Raw genomic sequence first — 18,477 nt, 5'->3', positions numbered from 1 at the left:
CAACAAGCCTACGGCTGCGTAGCTCATGACGACTCAGGTAACCTCTCTTCGCAATGATGGATAAACCAATCCACGTAACTCTATAAATCCTTTGATTTTAACAATAACACATTTGTATTAAGTAATGGAAAGAATACGTTTTTAACTTCGTTTAATAAGACTTCATTGCTTATTTCTTGGTTTAATTCGCTGCGTACCGCATCAAATATTTCTCTTAAACTTTTCTCTTCTACCATATATTTGAAAATATATTTAGTACTTCTAAATATCGATATTGAGATATTAACATTATTTAGCACTCCATTATTAATAGTAAAATTAATAACATTATTTACTGCTGAAGGATTAGACTCCAAATGTTCATAAATTTGTTTAGCAAAATTGGCGATATTATGGAAGTACGGTATATTATCAAGATCATCAAACGAGGCTACACTATCTTTTTGATTTGATACGTAAAATGAATGTTTAATAATATTACCGGTAAGTATTTCGGAAATTGCTTCTCTAGTTACTTTATCCATCTTTTTAACTTTTTGCAGAAGTGAAAAATCTTTTATATAATTTTCCGGTCTTAATAAAATTTTCTCTAAAGGATCAAGATAATCAACAAAATTTAAGTCTGCTTTTTCTACGAATTCATATAACTCAGGAACGGAATAGGCTCTATCCTGTTTGTGCAGGAACATATCATAAACTCCAACATCACCGAAATTTTGGTAATCTGAAAATAACTCCCAACCTCTTTTATACCAGTTAGTAGCAGGCAGGTTATCTAGAATTAGCTTCCCGTTCATTACTTCTTCGACACGGCTTTTAGTATCTTTATTTATCATTTTCATTAAATCCTGAATTTGATAAACACCGGTACGTCCGTATTTAGCATATACCATTAAACCCATACCGCCGGTCGGCTTTAAAGAATCTTTTAGATTTTTTAAACCTTCATCAGGATTTGCTAAATGATGAAGCACGCCGATACAATTTATATAATCGAATTTTCCAAGTTTTAGATTAGGTATATTTAATATTGAATCATTAATCCATTTAATATTTTTAAGATCTCGTACTTCTGCACGTTTTTGTGCTACTTCCATGCTAGGCTTGCTAAAATCTAGATATATTATTTCGGCATTTTTATCTTTTAACTGTTCAGCAAGATAAATAGTTGAATCACCGGTGCCGCCACCTGCTATTAAGCATCTAAAATTATTATTAAAATTTTCTTTTCCTTTATATAGAAAATGGTTTAATTCTCCTAAGAACTCACCGCAAATTGCAAGTAAACGTTCTTTTTCTTGATTTGGGTCTCTGAAAGGATAAGGATAATCTTGATAATGCTCTTGTACTTCTGCTAAATCTTTAGAAATTGTAGTATTTTTTGTTTTCTTTAAATCGTTCATAAATTATTATTTTTTAAGTTGTTATTATATATACTTGTCTATCTACTCTTTTAGAAGTATATCTTTTATAATTAATTGAATAGTATAATTATCTTGCCAATTATTTGTTTTTAACGTTCCTATTGCGGTAATATTTTTTGCTTTAGGGCTTAATAAAACATCTTCAAATGAAGTTCCTACCGAATTAAAAGCAATAGCAGATAAGGCTTTATTACCAAAGCCTCGCTTATTTGGAACAAGCATACATTTAATATGCTTACTTCCAACGATATCCGCTTTTAATACAAATAAATCATCGAATTTAAATATAGGCTCATGATTTCCTTGACCGAAAGGCTCTAAAGTGTTTAATTCCTCCATTAAAGGGAAATTCACACTATTAACCGTTAAATCAATATCATATTCCGCATGCTTATAATTTTCTAGTTTATTTATACTAATTCTAAAAGCATTATTAAAAAAATTCTGCAATTCTTGTAATTTTTCAGCAGTTACGGTAAAACCTGCCGCCATAGCATGACCTCCGCCTGCTATTAGCAAATCTTTGCTTTTAGCATTAATAATTTCAGCACCAAAATCAATACCTAAAATAGAACGGCATGAAGCTTTACCAATCCCGTCATTTAAAGCTATAACTGCCACCGGCTTATCAAATTTTTCTTTTAATCTGCCGGCAACGATTCCTATAACGCCTGGATGCCATCCTTCTTTTACGATAAATAATAAACTACTATCTTGTTGTGTCAAAGCAATTTCCATTGCTTCTTCTATCATTAATAACTCAATTACTTTACGCTCATTATTATGTTTTTCAAGTTCTTCAGCTAATTTATTTGCTTCATTAGAACAACTAGTAGATAGGAGATTAGCCCCTAAACTTGACTTTCCTACTCTACCGCCTGCGTTGATACGCGGACCTAGAATAAACCCTAAATGATAACATTTCGGTATTTCATTAAGCCCTGCCATATCATATAATGTTTTAATCCCTATATTTTGCCTTTGTTGCATTACTTTCAATCCGCTTGCGACAAATGCACGATTTAAGCCTGTTAATTTCATCATATCGCAAACAGTACCAAGAGCCACTAAATCTAGATACTTCATTAGATTAGGCTGAAGCATTGTTTGCGTGAAATAATTTTGCTTCTTTAAATTCGATAATATTGCAGTTGCAAATAAGAAAGCAACTCCTACGGCTGCCAAATGTTTATATTCGCTTTTTTCATCAATACGATTTGGATTTACTATAGCTACTGCATCCGGTAATATTTCCGTAGCTATATGATGATCGATTACTATAACATCAAGATTAACGTCTTTTGCGTATTTTAGGGCTTCATGTGCCATAGCACCGCAATCAACCGTAATTAATAATTCTGTGCCGTTATCTTTAATTTTTTGCATAGCAAAAGGAGTTGGACCGTATCCTTCAGCTATACGATCGGGAACATAAATATCACATATTATATTTAAATCTCTAAAAATATTTTTAAGTAAAGCGGCTGAAGTAGCACCGTCCACATCATAATCGGCAAAGATACATATTTTTTGGTTATTTAAAATAGCTTTAACGGTTCTATCTACAGCCTTTTCCATATCAAGTAGATGAAAAGGATCAGGTAATAAATTTTTGATTTTCGGTATCAAAAAATTTTCTACTTCCTCTAGATTATTTACTCTTAATGATACTATCCTAGCAAGTAAATCACTAATTTTGAAACTACGACATAACTCGGTGACTATATCTTCGTTAATCAGTTTCTGCTGCCAGATTTTACCGTTTATAGATGCTTGTGGTTTCATTTGTTTATTAGGCTGTATCATCATTGCGAGTAGGCATTGTTGCGTGGACCGGTAAAACCCACTGTGTGTCATCCCGTGGCTTTTACCGGTCCACGCAACAATGCCTACTCGCAATGACGTATACACTTTTATATCTCCGAAAGTTTCTTAGCTTCATCATCTGCAATTAAAGCTTCAACAAACTCATCTAATTGTCCGTTTTTAACTACTTCGTCTATCTTATAAAGTGTTAAGTTTATTCTATGGTCGGATACTCTTCCCTGTGGGAAATTATAAGTACGTATCCGCTCCGAACGATCTCCCGAACCTACCTGCCCTCTTCTGCTATCAGCTCTTTCTTGTTCCTTTTTACGTCGTTCTTCTTCATAAATTCTAGCACGTAGAATTTTTAACGCCTTTGCTTTATTTTTATGCTGTGACTTCTCATCTTGTAATGCTACGGTAATACTGGTAGGGATATGGGTTATACGTACGGCAGAATCGGTAGTATTAACGTGCTGTCCGCCAGCTCCTGAAGCTCTATAAGTATCGATTTTTAAGTCTTTATCTTCAATCTTAATATCAACCTCTTCAGCCTCAGGAAGTACCGCAACCGTTGCTGCCGAAGTGTGAATACGTCCTTGTGATTCCGTTTCCGGTACTCTCTGCACTCTATGAACGCCTGACTCAAATTTGAGTTTAGAGAATACATCTTTACCTTTTATCGACGCCGATGCTTCTTTATAACCGCCTATTCCCGTATCGGAAATTGCTAATATCTCAAAACGCCATCCTTTTAACTCAGCATATCTTTGATACATATTAAAAAGTACGGCAGCAAAAAGTGCGGCTTCTTCTCCGCCGCTTCCTGCTCTAACTTCAATAATAGCACTTTTACTATCCGCATCATCTTTCGGTAATAAAGCAATTTTTACGGCTCTTTCAAGTTTTGGTAACGAATTTTCAAGAGTGTGGATTTCATCTTCAATCATTTCTAAGGTAGCATTATCAAGTCCTACTTCCAGCTTAAAATTATTTGCTTCTTCAAGCTCAGATTTAGCCTTATTATATTCTTTAATTTTTGCTACAACATCTTCAAGTTCGGCATATTCTTTAGATGCCTTAACAAACTCATCTCCCATAATGCCGGAAGATAGTTTTTTGCCTAAATTTTCATATTTATCTAAAATTTTTGCTAAATTATCTGAAAAACTCATGTTATTTGTGATTTATTTTTATTATTGTCATACCGCGACTTGATCGCGGTATTCAGCTTAAAATACTAATATTATTAGTATTTTAAATTGTTTTTATGGATCCCGTGGTCAAGCCACGGGATGACACAGAGGTGATATTGATCCACGCAATAATGCCTGCTCGCAATGACGACTTATATCAACATCAAAGCGGGACTCTCTATAAACTTTTTAAATGCTGCCAAGAACTCAGCACCGGCTGCTCCGTCTACTACTCGGTGATCGGCAGAAAGAGTTACATCCATAATTGTTGCTATAGTTATTTGATCATTCTTGACTATAGCACGTTTTGAGCTACTACCGACGCCCATTATACAACTTTGCGGTGGATTAATTATAGCATTAAAATTCTTAATACCGTACATACCAAGGTTAGAAATGGTAAACCCTCCGCCCTGAAATTCTTCAGGGGTTAATTTATTATCTTTTGCTTTCTTTATTAATTCTTTCATTTCACGAGATAGTTCTATAATATTTTTTTGATTGGCATTTTTAACTATCGGCGTAACAAGCCCATTTTCAATTGCTACTGCTACTGAAATGTCAACATTATTGTAATATCTAATCGCATCTTCTCCCCAGCTAGCATTGGCATTTGGCACTTCTTGTAAAGTTTTGGCTACTGCTAAAATAATAAAATCATTAACCGATATCTTTGTTGATTTATCTTCAGAAAAAGATTTATTAATGTCTTCTCTTATATCTAACAATTTATCGACATTACATTCTATAGATAAATAAAAATGCGGAACTGTTTGTTTAGATTCAAGCAGACGCTTGGCTATAATCTTACGGATGTTATTATTTGGTACTAAACGATATTCTTCAGGATTTCTACTAACTATTTTATTATGAACAATGCTAGAAGTATATGATAAGATATCTTGTTTAACTATTCTACCGTGCGGACCGCTACCTTTCACGCTCTCAAGCCTAATATTCCCCATTTTTGCAAGTCTTTTTGCAAGCGGTGAGGTGAATATTTTACTAGTATCATGTTTTATAACTGCTCCCTGTTCTTCTACATTAGCTATATTTTCGTGGGGTTTTGGAAGATTAGTATCTGTTTTCGGTAACGGTGATACACTATTATTTTTTGCAATAAACGCATCAATGTCCGTTTTTTCTTCACCCTCTTCGCTTAACACGGCAATTAAAGAGTTAACAGGTACATTTTGACTATTTTGTGGGATAACTATTTTGGCAAGTATACCTTCGTCTACTGCTTCTACTTCCATCGTTGCTTTATCGGTTTCAATTTCGACAATTACTTCCCCGGGATTAACTTTGTCCCCTTCTTTTTTTAACCACCTAGCTAGATTTCCTCCCGTCATAGTTGGAGATAAAGCAGGCATTAAAATTTTAATCGGCATAACTTTATTTAGATTTGATTTTTATTACACTTACACGTCATTGCGAGGAGGTATCGTTGCGTGGATACCACCCTGTCATTGCAAGTAGTCGTAGACTGCGTGGCAATCTCATGAAATAATAACAAACTCCTGAGATTGCTTCGTCAATTGCTATGCAATTCCCTCGCAATGACGGGAAAACCGGTTCACACAACAATACCCGCTTGCAATGACGATTTGAGTAGCTATTGCACCTTAATATCAGGGCTAACTATCATTATCATCTGCTTACCTTCCATTTTAGCATGCTGATCGATTTTAACGAGTCCTTCGAGTCCTACTTCTATACGTTTAAATAGTTCTTGACCGACCTCTTTATGAAGAATCTCTCGCCCTTTAAACCATAAAGAAATTTTTACTTTATCTCTGTCTTTTAAAAATTCTTTTATTTTTCTTAGCTTAGTTTCAAAATCACCTATACTAATATTAGGTTTAAATTTCATCTCTTTAAGTACGACGATTTTTTGCTTTTTGCGTGCTTCATGCAAACGCTTTTTGCTTTCATACTTAAACTTACCAAAATCTAGAATTTTACAGACAGGGGGTACAGCATTCGGTGATATCTCGACTAAGTCAAGACCGGCTCTTTCCGCCATATCTAATGCTTCTCTAATATTTACGATGCCGTGCATTTCGCCGTTTTCGCCTACTAGACGAACTTCTCTAGCTCTGATTCCTCTATTAACCTTAGGAAAATTATTTTTAGAAATAAAATTTCTCCGTATTATGTTTATAAATAAATATACATTGCATTTAACTTATTTTATTTAAAATTACAAGTAAATAAAATATTTTATCTTTAATTTTATTTAGAAAGCTTTAAAAAAAATTGAAACTACAAGGCAAATTCCAAATATTAATAAACAGATTCGTGTTAATTTAGCGACTCTCTCATGTATTTTCAAGTTTTTTAGGTCTATAGCATGCTTATGAGCTTGTTCTTTTTGTGCCATATGTATTAATTCCTGTAAAGTACCAGGATAAATACTCTCATACTCACTGATTAAATCAATTGGCGGTAATATATGTTCAAATTTTTTACGGTAAAAATTATTATCAGGCTCATTTACACTAAAAGTCTTAGCATAACCTTTATTTAATCTATTATTTTTGTTAAAAAAACGTTTAGTCTCTTTCATATTCCTTTTTTATTTTTTGAAATGTATATAATATATTACTTTCAACTATTTTAAAATAATCAATTAATTGCGTTTCTTTTTTTTGCTGTTGTTTGGAGCTTTTCATATTTATTATATTCTTTAGCTCTGCATATACTAGTTTTATAAAACTTTGTTTCATTGATTATACTAAATTTATAAAATCTTTTTTTGGTATTAGCGGTTCGCCCCAAAATTTATAGCATTATTAAATTTATTGCAACAGGTTATAAAATTTTTATCACATCCGGCAGTAATTTTTACTTCCTCGGCATCTTTAGCATAATCCGGTATAATATCCTCTAATATAATCAAATCACCGAAATTGCTTAGAACTTTACTGCTAAAACGATTTTTGCCGAATATAATTTGACCGCCGTTATAATAGCCGTTTTCTTTATCTAAATCTAGTATTCTTAAACTTTCCTTGAGCATTTCTTTAACCTTATATATGCCGCTATATAAAGCTTTATCTATTTTACATTTACTATCTCCGAAAACTGCTCTACATGTTTTGCTATATCGATTAATTATAGTCTGATTCGGGTTTTAAATGTATTTTAAAGTTTAACTTGTCAGTATATATTATTATTTTAACAATAGCATTATTTAAATCCATTGTCGTCGTAATGCCGTTTTCCTCAAAAATACCTTCAATTATTATATGGTTTTGTGCGGAATCGTTAAATTCCGCTTCTTTTAAATCTAAACCGGAATTCGGCAAAAAAACTCTCTCTTCACTTTTTATAGCATGATCGCTATTTGTTAAGTTTAATTCCTCACCGCTAGCTAGCTTAATTTGAAAACAATAAACAAAATTCGCAAGCTTTGTAATCACTTCTTCAATATTATTAGATGATAAAATACTCATATATACTCCTGATAAATAAATAAAGTAGATAGACGAAGTTTAATTTGGAAAAGAGCAAGGCACTTTGAAGCTTATGACCGCAGCGTATATATAATACGTGAGGATTATAAGCGAAAAGTAACGCTGCCAATTTTTCAAATTAAACGAGTATAGCTACCTCTACTAATTCTATGTTGGATAATTCTATAGAGCCGTCATTACAATAAGAATATTCAAAGCAGTTAAAATTACATCTTGACCTAAGGGAATTGGTAAGGTCACTATACCATCGTTGTAATCTACACTTTATAATCGGCATAATCCCTAAATCTAAAAGCAAAATTACTTCCACCAAATGAGTAATAATCCCGATAGGTTTTTTACTGTCATGTTGCCAAAGAAATTTTACGTTATGGTGAGAAGCATTTGCAAAAGCCCCTTTAGAAATTAAATCGTTATGATGATCGGCAATATTATAAACACTCGCATAGCCGATAATTACTACCTCATTATCGGTTACGGATTTGTCGAAAGTTTGATTGCTGTAGATTATTTTCATATATTTATTACCTTTTGATTTTAAAAAGCTAAAGATAATATAACTGAAAAAATGCTAGCACTAAGAGGTGGGGAGGAATTCTATTATGTTATTACTGTGAGGCATTAAATCGTCATTGCGAGCAGCCATAGGCTGCGTGGCAATCTCATCAAATATCCTGAGATTGCTTCGTCAATTGCTATGCAATTTCCTCGCAATGACGAAAAAACTAAACATAGAGAAAATATTTAAGACATTAAACATTTACTATCATCAGTAGATTTTGTGCCTATTAAAGGTACTTCTTCAAGTTTTTTGGCTTCTTCTTCCGGCATTTCAAAAGATAATAATGTTGAATAGGAATATTCAATTTTACAAAAATGCCATGCTTTATCAAATTGCTCATTGCAGTCTTTAATAATTTTTTTTAATATTATCACCTATGCATTTAAAATTACGATAATAAAATAACATATTAGAAGTAATAGTAATAGCGAGACTATCTAGCTGCTTTTCTAAACACTTAGTATTAGTAATCATTCTTAAAGGAATATTTTGGCATGATTTATATCCAAGTTTTTGACCTATTAAAACAATATAATCACCAAAAACTAAATCCGGTAAAATATCGTAAATAGTACCGCTATAATAAAGCTGAGATAGAGGCAATATTGCCTCTTCTTTACCAAGTAACATCGCACAGGTTAAATTTTCTACTGCTGACTCAAACAATAGATTAACTGCTTTTTTAGTATAGGAAGGCCATTTATCGTGAAAAACAAAAAACATTTCTTGTTGTCTTAAACCTTCCTTAAGCAACTGATTTACCGGTGATAAATAAAAAATTTTATTGTTTTTTATTTCTACGTTTTTCAAAATATTATCACAACATTAGACATTTAATAAGGCATGGGGGTTTTTCTTTATTTTCCTCACCTAATATATCCACCTTTCATCGGTAATTAAATGGTACTCAGTGGGTAAAGTGCTATTAAAATCTGTTATAATTGATTTTAAATTAGAAAAAATTAAGTATTCAGGAACAGGAATTTTACGCCATTCTCCCTGTACTGCATTCATATATCCATAAGTTCAGAGTAATCAGATATCCCAAAATCTTTTAAACATACAGAATTTGTTAACTTGCTATGATGTAAAAATTTTCCTATATTAATTACAATTTTTATTAAATTACTTAGTTGTTCATTATTGATTCCAAGGTGATTTCCATTTTTATAAAATTCTGATAAATATGCACAAGCATAATTACTTCCTAAAAACATAGCACCTTGAAAATATAATATGGTATCTACAAATTTTTCTTGTTGCTTAGAAATCTCTTCTTCCAGTAAAGCATCTTTATAAGATTTTTTACCTTTTTCATATAAATATTCAGGAGTTAGTTGTATAAATTTTTGAGCTGAAATAGGAGTTTGTTTCATAATCCATATCCCTATAATATATTACACGAATTATCTGAGGTTATTATTTTAACCTCATCTTCATTTATGGTTATTGAGGATACAAGCTCTGAATAGTCTATTGTTACAGATATACAGAGGCTATCAAGAGTGAGATTAAAATTGTCAATAATTTCATACTCATTAATTACGAAAGGATCTTCACTATTTTGCTTTTGACATATTTCAATAGCTTTTACGTGAGCAACAACACTTGGTTTAAAAAATTTTTCATTAATATCTAATGACAATAAGGAAGTATTTATACATTTTTCATTTTTAAGTTCTCTTCTGACTAAGACCATAATATCTCTAAATTGTGTTATATTTATATTTTGAAGTTCATAATCAGGCATTTTTTTATTATTTCGTCATATAATTCTACTAAACCTTCACATGCGTTATTATTACCGGTAAATAAGGCACATTTAAAAGCTTTTTCAATTTTATAAAATCTTGCATTAATGTACGAATGTTATTAGAAGAAAGTTTTTTAAATTCGTTTAATTGCTTATATGCATTTGTTAAAAATGCTTGAGACGTATAACTTGGATTGCTGTTCTCTTGGGGCATATATTTATTACCTTGTTAAATTAGAGCTTAAGTAGAAGTTAACAAAAATTAAATCTACAATTTAAATTTAGTAATATTTTTGCTAAAAGAAAAGTTCGGCAGTGGAAAAAGAGATTATTTTTTTGGAAGGTATTTGCAATATTATTCTGCCGGTACTATCAATATCTTTAAAAAAACCGGTTACTATATCATTTTGATATTTAACGCTAATATTTTCATGTAACTTATAAGCATGTTCTAACCATTTTTCTCTAATAAAAGGAAAACCGTTATTATACCAAATTTGATAATATTTCTCAAAATTCTCTATTAATATCTTAAGTAAAGCTTGTGGTTCTATAGGCGGTAGATTTTCGCCTATTAAGCTAGTAGTAGGCTGGTCGATATTATCAGGGTGATAGGTGATATTAATACCGATACCGATAATAAGGTAATAATTATTTTCTACTTTAACAGATTCAAGAAGTATACCGGCAATTTTCCGACCGTTAATTAATACATCATTGGGCCATTTTAGTTGTACACTGTCATCCCGTGGCTTGACCACGGGATCCAAAAAATAACTTGCAGCATCATTGGTTGTTGGTTTACTGGATCCCGTGGTCAAGCTACTAGATGACATAGTCAACAATTCTATACTCTCATAAACGGCAAGTGCCGTAACAAAAGATAATTGCGGTAATAATTCTAGCTCTTTATCAGGCTTTATTAGTAAACTTACATGTAAGTTATCTGACCTAGACTGCCAGTTTTTGCCGCTTCTACCACGTCCGCTAGTTTGAGATTTGGCAAGTACTGCATAGTTTGAATCAACTTTAGCATTCTGAGCAATTCTCATAGCCTCAGAGCTTGTACTGTCTAGCTTGTCAAAAACAATTAGTTTAAATTTACCGATGTTCATTTTTCCATTGTCACCCCCGTGGCTTGACCACGGGGTCCAAATTATTAGCATTTTAAATTGTTTTTCTGGATGGGGTAACAGTAGACACCACCTAACTCACCCTCTACTTACATGACTTGTAGCTACGTTATGTTTGCTTTGAATTTTTGGTGCTTCGCTTTTACTTTTAGTTATAAAGCTTTCTAAATCTTGTTTGGTAAATTTAAACTTAGCAATATTTTCATCAAAGGTTTTAGTTTTATCAAATCGTACATCTTTATTTTTATCTATTCCAAGTACCTCAATGAAACTATCTTTTATTTTACTTGAAGCAGCAGGATCGTTTAAGGTATGCAGCAAAGCTTTCAATGAGTTTGTATCGGCTTTTAGTGTATTATTACGACTAGTTGCAGCAATAATTACATATTCTTTAAGCTTTTCATTTAATTCTTTTTCGTTTAATGCTCCGGTTTTACAAAATGATAATAACATTTTTGCTTTATCATCATGATTTTCAATAACTCCTTCTTGCCATTTAGAAGTATTATTTTCTTTTGACGGAATAAACATTTCTAATAATTTAGTTCCAAATGTTTTATGTAGATTTTTATTATCATAAACTTCATAAACATTTAGTAGAAATTTTTGATGGTCAAATGTTTTATCTGCTTCTTTGCCAAGGTCATGATTATTCAAATGTTCTCTAGTTTGACAATATCCTTTAATATGCAAATAATCAGAATATTTTTGTGCATCTTTGAAATCCAAAGTATCTATTCCGGCAGTATCTAAAACAACGGTGTTTAAAGCATTTTCACGTAACTGCTCATTAGTTTCTCTTAGAGTTTCAGTATATTTAAATTTTCCTCCTACTTTTGCAAGCGTCTTAAATAATACATCAGCTAAAAACTTCACGATATCACTTGGGCTTTCAAATTTTTTTGCACTATATATAGCAATATTTGCATCAGCTTCCATACCCGTACCAAAAGCCATAGCTAGAGTTCTACCTTGCTTTTTAGCTAAGGTAATCTCCTCCATATTATCAGTTACTTCTTTTGTGTCAAATTCCAGTTCATTGCCTTTAAAATATTTTGTCGGTATATTATCTCTATATCCGCCGTCGACATATTTTTTACCATCAATTTCTACCAGCTCAAAAACAAGCGGTATAGAAGCAGAAGCACGGCAAGCTAAAGCAATTTCAACATTTGGCGTATCAAAGCTATTGAAAATAGTTAGTTCGCTTGTCTCTTGCTGAGTTGCCGTAATTACTAAATCCTTATATTGTACGGGATCGTATTTTCGGAGTAACGCTATGTCTTTAAAATATATTTTACCGTCTTTTTGGTTGTATCTTCCTCTTAATTCATCAAGAGCTTTATCATCTTTAACATTTACTATATCTGATCTCTGTAAAAAATTTCCTATATTTTCTTTAATAACAAGTTCTAATAGATCATATAAAGGTTTACCGTCTTTATTTAACTGTACTATACCCGCAGAAAATCCTTTTTTTCCAAGCAATGTTTGTAAATTTGTATTTTTAGAAATTTCTTCAAATCGCTCAGGCGGTGTCCCAAGAGTTACCACTGCTGCAGTTATAGCACCGGCGGAAGAACCGGCTACCGCCTTGACATTATCCAAAATACCGGCTTTTTTTGCTGCCTCATAAGCTCCGGAATATATTGCTCCCTTAGCTCCCCCTCCACTAAAAGCTATATATTCGATGGGAGTTTCTTGAGCCTTTTTAATATCCTCTAAATTCATAATTTTACTTAATTAAGTTATCTTCTACAAACTTCCAGTTAATCATATGCTTAATAAATATGTCAACATAATCAGGTCGTTTATTACGATAATCAATATAATAAGCATGTTCCCATACATCACATGCGAGAAGCGGCTTCATACCGTTTGCTATAGGTGTACCGGCATTAGCGGTTTTTATAATTTGTAACCTATTATCGTGATATACAAGCCATGCCCAGCCGCTACCGAAATGCCCTACTGCCTCTTGCTTAAACTGCTCACAAAATCCTTCAAAACTACCGAAATCTTTATTAATTTGTTCTAATATTTTACCGCTTGGCTTACCTCCGCCCTGCGGCTTTATTGAATGCCAAAAAAAGGTATGATTCCATATTTGGGCTGCGTTATTAAAAATAGCTGCATTTGAGTTTTGAGAGGACCATTCTATTATTTCTTCTAAATCTTTTTTTTGTAATTCTTCTTTATCTTTGAGTAAATTGTTTAGATTTTGTACATAAGCATTATGATGTTTACCATGATGATAATCAAAAGTCTCGGGAGTAAAATGTAGTTTAAAACTTTCTTTCTCATAAGGTAAATCCGGTAAGATAAAAGGATATGAGGTTTGATTAGATTTGTTGCAATAGGTCATATTTATTTTCTCCTATGTTGGTTTTTATATATTTATAGCGAGAATCAATACGTCATTGCGAGGAAAAATTGGCTTTGTTGCATGGATCGAAAAAAGCACTCGGTGTTATACCGTGGCTTGACCACGGTATCCAGAAAACAACTTAAAATACTAACAATTTTAGTATTTTAAACTGGATCCCGCGATCAAGTCGCGGGATGGACAGTGGTGGAATTGATCCATGCAACAAGGCCTGCAGTCGCTCACAATGACGATTTAGTATCCACGCAGGAATGACATCATAGTAACTTATAAAAATCGGAAGCTAAATAAAGCGATCCTGTTATTATAATATTTGCTTTATTATCACCGTTTATCTTCTTTATATCACTAATCGCTTCTTCGAGTGAGTCGCTTTCGCTAAAATCAATACCGCTCTTTCTGCCTTCCAAATTTATTGTTTCTGCACTATGGCTTAGTGGTTCGGATAAAACTTTAACACCGTAACCTTTAATTGTCAAACCCTTAAAGTAGGAGCAAAATTCCTCGATATTCCTATTTTTAGTCATACCGAGTATTAAATATATCGGTGATTTTAAATTATCACGAATCCAATTTGCCAAAACTTGAGCTCCGCTATTATTATGAGCTGCGTCTACCCAAATTTGAACATTATCACCTATTAATTTAGAATATTTTTTCGGTTCTATTTTTTCGATTCTAGCTCCCCAAATAGTATTTTGCAGTCCTTTAGAGATAATTTCGTTGCTGATATTAAATTGTTTATTTATCAAACTTATTAAAGCAATAACGCTTGCAGCATTTATTAATTGATGATCACCAAGTAGCGAAGGAGTCGGAAACTCATAACTAAAATTTCGTGATGAATAAATAAATCCGTTGTCCGTCTTTTTAATACCGGAATCATATTCATAACAGAAACTCGGTACTTCTAACTCTTCAGCCTTTGCAAATAATGTTTCATAAACTTCCAAAGCTTGCATACTTATAACGCAAGGAACGCAAGACTTCATAATACCAGCTTTTTCAATTGCTATTAGGGGTAATGTATTACCCAGCATATTCATATGATCATATGAAATAGGTGTAATTAAAGTAATTAACGGTCGTTCTACTATATTTGTTGCGTCTAATCGTCCGCCAAGTCCCGTTTCTAAAATTAATATATCAGCTTTTGTTTTCTCAAATGCTAGAAATGCTGCTGCCGTAGTACCTTCAAAGAAGCTAGGTTCGATATTAAATTTTTCGCTTGCTACCCTCACCTGCTCACAAACCTGCCATAATTCATTATCCGAGATTTTCTCACCTGCTACTACGATTCGTTCATTAAATTCTAATAAATGAGGAGATGTATAGCAATGTACCTTATAACCGGCAAGCATAAAGATGCTTTTGAGCATAGCGGTACTTGAACCTTTACCGTTTGTACCTGCTATATGTATGACGGGAGGAAGCCTTAAATGAGGATTACCTAAGGCTTTTAAAAGCCTTGATACATTTTCAAGATCATATTTAATATTATTTTTCCAGATCGGCACCAGAAAATGCGGCATTAGCATTTGTTACTGTTTTTTTTTTGCTTTAATAATATAATCAGTTCCACCTCTGTAACCCCGTGGCTTGTCCACGGGGTCTAGTTAAAAAATACTAATAATTATTAGTATTTTTATTATTTTTCTGGATGCCGTGGTCAAAAGCCACAGCATGACACTAAAATAGTCAAATTTTGAAGTTCATCGAGTTTTTGGTTTTACTACATTAATAAGTCCAATTAATAATACTGATTTAATTATTCCCGGTATTATAAAAGGTAATACACCACCATAAAATGCACCGCTTGGTCCTAAGAGTTTAGAAAGCCACATCCAGCCAAAACTCATAATAATTATATTACCGATTAAACATAAAGATACCTGATTTAACCATTTATTAGAAGTAAAAATTTTATCTTTTAAGCTAGTCATAATATATACGGCAATTACAAAACCCGCTAGATATCCTGCGGTGGGACCGAATAATATTCGTAACCCGCCCGAAAACTCTCCAAACACAGGGATTCCCATTGCTCCAAGAGTTATGTAAGATAGTATAGTTAAAGATGCAGTAGTCTTATTATATGTAAGTCCGATGAACATCACTGCAACGGTTTGCAATGAAATAAATATAGGCTTCATAGGTATTACTATTTGTGAACAAATAGTAAGTAATGCCACTCCTAAAACTTCTATTGCTTGCCTTTTGGTTAACGGTAGTGAGATTGAATTAACTTGCATAAAATTGCCTCATAATTTATTTTTAAGTAATTACACTAAATAGAATTATATAATGTCCTTGTCAAGAATATAAAAATGAAAATAAAAATTTATAATGATCTAGGAGTTTCAAAAGAAAGTATTAAGCATTGCGTGCATACCTTAAGACTTTATGCTCCAAAGTATAACGTAGATTATATTACTGCACAAGAAATTATAGGCGAAAAGTGGGTTCAAAACACCTTATTACTTATTTTACTTGGTGGAAGAGATTTATACTATGTACAAAAATTACAAGGTAAAGGAAATGCTAATATAAAAAATTATTTAAAAAGTGGCGGTAATTTTCTTGGGATATGTGCAGGCAGTTACTATAGCGGTAACTATGTAGAATTCGCTAAAGGAACAAATATAGAGGTTATAGGTGAAAGAGAATTAAAGATTTTCAATGGAACGGTTAGAGGACCGCTGCTTGCTCCTTATTATTACAACTCACATAAAGGAGCAAGAGCCGCTTATCTAAAAATAAATCCAACACTTAATTTAAATATTAAGGATTGTTATGCTTTTTATAATGGCGGTGGATATTTTGTTGGTGCAGAAAATACTAAAGATACTGAAATAATAGCAAGTTATGAAGATAATAAACCTGCAATAATAAAATGTACTTACGGTGATGGGAAAGCTATTTTAAGTGGAGTTCATCTTGAATATGAGCCTGCACTCATAAAAAATTAATCTCTTAATAATATTCGTAAAATACTAAAAGCTCATGATACGGAAAGAATCAAATTATATATTAGACTTCTTCGGGAACTCGCTTATAGAGAGGAATTTGTAGGAAACACGCAGCACAGCACCACAGCGCACATAGAAGTACGTGAGAGAGGATGCGAGCAGCGGATTGACGCACAAATTACCTCTAGAAGTAGAGTTCCCGAAGAAGTCTATTCAAAAATCTAAATCTGTATAATAGTTCGGAGGGGTAAAGCCCGGGATTCTATCTTGTAGTAATAACCTAAAAGCGGGTCTTGATTTAATTAGTGAATACCAATGTTTGATAAGCGTCCATTTATCCCAATAAATCTCACCGAAATAATCGAGTACCGATAAGTGACAACTTACGGCAATATCGGCAATAGTTAAAGAATCCGATACAAGATAACTTCTTTTTTCTAGTAAAGAAGTTATATATTCTAAATGATAATTTAAATTATTTTTTGCAGCACGTAAAAACTCGGTTCGTGGGCTGCTCATTTTAGCAATTGATCTTATAACTTTTTCATCGATAATAATCTTAGTAACTTCACGATAAAATTTATCGTTAAACCAAAAAAATAATCTCCGAATTTCACAGCAAATATCAATATCTTCATCTAAAAAATTAAAATTCGGATATTTGCTATTAAGATATTCAACAAAAGGATAAATACCTATCACAAATAAGCCGTATGATTCTTCTAAAATAGGCAATGTTCCGGCAGGATTTATTTTTAAGAAATCTTTATTGAATTGCCAATAATCTTCTTTAATCGTAGTAAATTCTATATCTAATTCTTTTAAGAAGACACGGGCTTGTCTTGAAAGAGGACAAATAGGATAATGATATAACTTTTTCATTAAATTTATGTCATAATAAGTTCGGTGTCATCTCGTGGTCTTGTCCTATATTGTACAAACACTTCGTATGTCATTCCTGCGAAAACAGGAATCCAGAAAAATATAAGTACACATTTGATAAAACAAGTCTATAAAAAAACAAGTTTTTTATAGATTTTGCTAGATTCCTGCTTTCGCAGGAATGACATAAGGGCCACGGGATGACAATAAGGTCTATAAGCCGGATTCTGTATGAATAGAAATTCATTGCAGTTATTTATCTAGGATAAACGTTGCCGTTTACCTCAAGCGATCTACCCGCATTACAAGCCGGTTAGAGATAACCCGGGAACTTGATAAGTTCTGTAACGCCTATTTGATCTTGCTCTTGGTGGGGTTTACCATGCGTAATTTGTTACCAACTTACCGGTACGCTCTTACCGTACCTTTTCACCCTTACCGAAAATACTAAGATAGAACTTCAAAATTTGAAGTTGTGTCGAAATATTCATATTCGGCGGTATATTTTCTGTGGTACTTTCCCTAAAGTAATAATACTCTGCCGGAGGTTAACCGGCACCATACCTCTATAGAGTCCGGACTTTCCTCGTGATCTATAGCTTTGCTATATCATCACGCAACTGCACGACCATTTAGAATTATGGTCAATTTTCTTAAATTAGTCAATAACATTTAGAAGAAGTTCAATTAACTTATTAGGTTCTGTGAAGGTTTCTAATTGATTTGCTATTTTGAGATATTTTTTAGCGAAAATTAATAAGATTTTTTTTGAAAATTTGACTTTTGTACACAGAATATAATTAAATTAATAAGTATAATAACAAATTTAAAATTTCAACTATTTTATTAAAGATATTCTTAATTTAACATTGCTACTATTTTTTTCA

The 18,477-nt window shown here is 32.5% G+C and carries 18 protein-coding genes, 1 other RNA gene and 5 pseudogenes; 2 read left to right on the top strand and 22 right to left on the bottom strand.

Translation table 11 applies throughout. From position 1 onward, the window contains the following. Positions 1-80 precede the first annotated feature (80 nt). From REIP_RS05105 to REIP_RS05025, 20 genes and pseudogenes are all read right to left on the bottom strand, one after another. Positions 81-1,403, bottom strand: a complete 1,323-nt coding sequence (locus tag REIP_RS05105) for a class I SAM-dependent methyltransferase (RefSeq protein ID WP_023508206.1) — start codon at positions 1,401-1,403, stop codon at positions 81-83. 42 nt (positions 1,404-1,445) lie between these two features. Then, entirely contained in the window at positions 1,446-3,209 is a 1,764-nt protein-coding gene (gene recJ / locus REIP_RS05100) for a single-stranded-DNA-specific exonuclease RecJ (protein ID WP_045804336.1), read from the bottom strand. Positions 3,210-3,337: 128 nt separating this feature from the next. Beyond that, complete coding sequence (gene prfA / locus REIP_RS05095; protein ID WP_045803984.1) at positions 3,338-4,405, bottom strand: peptide chain release factor 1; 1,068 nt, start codon at positions 4,403-4,405, stop codon at positions 3,338-3,340. 173 nt (positions 4,406-4,578) lie between these two features. Continuing rightward, the gene (locus REIP_RS05090; protein ID WP_045803983.1) at positions 4,579-5,817 is read right to left on the bottom strand and encodes a pyruvate dehydrogenase complex dihydrolipoamide acetyltransferase; all 1,239 of its coding nucleotides are present in this window, start codon (positions 5,815-5,817) and stop codon (positions 4,579-4,581) included. 224 nt (positions 5,818-6,041) lie between these two features. Continuing rightward, positions 6,042-6,566 (bottom strand): translation initiation factor IF-3, encoded by a 525-nt coding sequence (gene infC / locus REIP_RS05085; protein WP_410525701.1) that lies wholly within the window; start codon positions 6,564-6,566, stop codon positions 6,042-6,044. A 99-nt stretch (positions 6,567-6,665) separates the two neighbouring features. Next, the gene (locus tag REIP_RS05080; protein WP_045803981.1) at positions 6,666-6,995 is read right to left on the bottom strand and encodes a DUF2335 domain-containing protein; all 330 of its coding nucleotides are present in this window, start codon (positions 6,993-6,995) and stop codon (positions 6,666-6,668) included. Then, a complete protein-coding gene (locus tag REIP_RS11735) occupies positions 6,982-7,155 on the bottom strand; it encodes a hypothetical protein (protein WP_008580225.1) in 174 nt (57 codons plus the stop codon). The genes REIP_RS05080 and REIP_RS11735 overlap by 14 nt, the downstream gene beginning before the upstream one ends. A 3-nt stretch (positions 7,156-7,158) precedes the next feature. Next, positions 7,159-7,448 (bottom strand): annotated as a pseudogene (locus REIP_RS09635) (phage BR0599 family protein). Positions 7,449-7,539: 91 nt separating this feature from the next. Beyond that, the gene (locus REIP_RS09630; protein WP_231569246.1) at positions 7,540-7,884 is read right to left on the bottom strand and encodes a DUF2163 domain-containing protein; all 345 of its coding nucleotides are present in this window, start codon (positions 7,882-7,884) and stop codon (positions 7,540-7,542) included. A gap of 139 nt (positions 7,885-8,023) precedes the next feature. Continuing rightward, positions 8,024-8,166 (bottom strand): annotated as a pseudogene (locus tag REIP_RS11040) (TIGR02217 family protein); the annotation flags it as partial. 70 nt (positions 8,167-8,236) lie between these two features. After that, a pseudogene (locus REIP_RS12540) lies at positions 8,237-8,422 on the bottom strand (HK97 family phage prohead protease); the annotation flags it as partial. A gap of 227 nt (positions 8,423-8,649) precedes the next feature. Continuing rightward, positions 8,650-8,841 carry a hypothetical protein gene (locus REIP_RS12535; RefSeq protein ID WP_052691096.1) on the bottom strand — a complete coding sequence of 64 codons (192 nt, stop codon included), beginning with the start codon at positions 8,839-8,841 and terminating at the stop codon, positions 8,650-8,652. After that, positions 8,816-9,277, bottom strand: a complete 462-nt coding sequence (locus REIP_RS12530) for a hypothetical protein (protein ID WP_231569245.1) — start codon at positions 9,275-9,277, stop codon at positions 8,816-8,818. Before REIP_RS12530 ends, REIP_RS12535 begins: the two co-directional genes overlap by 26 nt. A 200-nt stretch (positions 9,278-9,477) precedes the next feature. Beyond that, positions 9,478-9,843 carry a hypothetical protein gene (locus REIP_RS12525; protein WP_231569244.1) on the bottom strand — a complete coding sequence of 122 codons (366 nt, stop codon included), beginning with the start codon at positions 9,841-9,843 and terminating at the stop codon, positions 9,478-9,480. Positions 9,844-9,854: 11 nt separating this feature from the next. Next, entirely contained in the window at positions 9,855-10,217 is a 363-nt protein-coding gene (locus tag REIP_RS05055) for a hypothetical protein (RefSeq protein WP_045803980.1), read from the bottom strand. 299 nt (positions 10,218-10,516) lie between these two features. Further along, a complete protein-coding gene (locus REIP_RS05045; RefSeq protein WP_045803979.1) occupies positions 10,517-11,335 on the bottom strand; it encodes a biotin--[acetyl-CoA-carboxylase] ligase in 819 nt (272 codons plus the stop codon). 96 nt (positions 11,336-11,431) lie between these two features. After that, positions 11,432-13,084 (bottom strand): patatin-like phospholipase family protein, encoded by a 1,653-nt coding sequence (locus tag REIP_RS08520; RefSeq protein WP_052691095.1) that lies wholly within the window; start codon positions 13,082-13,084, stop codon positions 11,432-11,434. Positions 13,085-13,088: 4 nt separating this feature from the next. Next, entirely contained in the window at positions 13,089-13,718 is a 630-nt protein-coding gene (locus tag REIP_RS05035) for a superoxide dismutase (protein ID WP_045803978.1), read from the bottom strand. A gap of 278 nt (positions 13,719-13,996) precedes the next feature. Then, positions 13,997-15,277, bottom strand: coding sequence for a folylpolyglutamate synthase/dihydrofolate synthase family protein (locus tag REIP_RS05030; RefSeq protein WP_045803977.1), 1,281 nt, complete (start codon positions 15,275-15,277; stop codon positions 13,997-13,999). Positions 15,278-15,451: 174 nt separating this feature from the next. After that, a complete protein-coding gene (locus tag REIP_RS05025) occupies positions 15,452-15,991 on the bottom strand; it encodes a biotin transporter BioY (RefSeq protein ID WP_045803976.1) in 540 nt (179 codons plus the stop codon). A 75-nt stretch (positions 15,992-16,066) separates the two neighbouring features. Between REIP_RS05025 and REIP_RS05020 the strand changes: the two are divergent. Next, positions 16,067-16,811 (top strand): annotated as a pseudogene (locus REIP_RS05020) (BPL-N domain-containing protein). Then, positions 16,766-16,916, top strand: a pseudogene (locus REIP_RS09615) (palindromic element RPE1 domain-containing protein); the annotation flags it as partial. The pseudogenes REIP_RS05020 and REIP_RS09615, both read left to right, overlap by 46 nt. Before the next feature lie 5 nt (positions 16,917-16,921). Here REIP_RS09615 and REIP_RS05015 read toward each other — a convergent pair. Then, the gene (locus REIP_RS05015) at positions 16,922-17,590 is read right to left on the bottom strand and encodes a glutathione S-transferase family protein (protein WP_045803975.1); all 669 of its coding nucleotides are present in this window, start codon (positions 17,588-17,590) and stop codon (positions 16,922-16,924) included. Positions 17,591-17,790: 200 nt separating this feature from the next. Beyond that, positions 17,791-18,226: RNase P RNA component class A (rnpB, locus tag REIP_RS08625), an RNA gene on the bottom strand. Positions 18,227-18,477: the final 251 nt, after the last annotated feature.

The organism is Rickettsia endosymbiont of Ixodes pacificus (genome assembly GCF_000965155.1).
In the GTDB taxonomy this organism is placed as follows: domain Bacteria; phylum Pseudomonadota; class Alphaproteobacteria; order Rickettsiales; family Rickettsiaceae; genus Rickettsia; species Rickettsia tamurae.
This window is presented reverse-complemented; position numbering and strand designations above follow the sequence as displayed.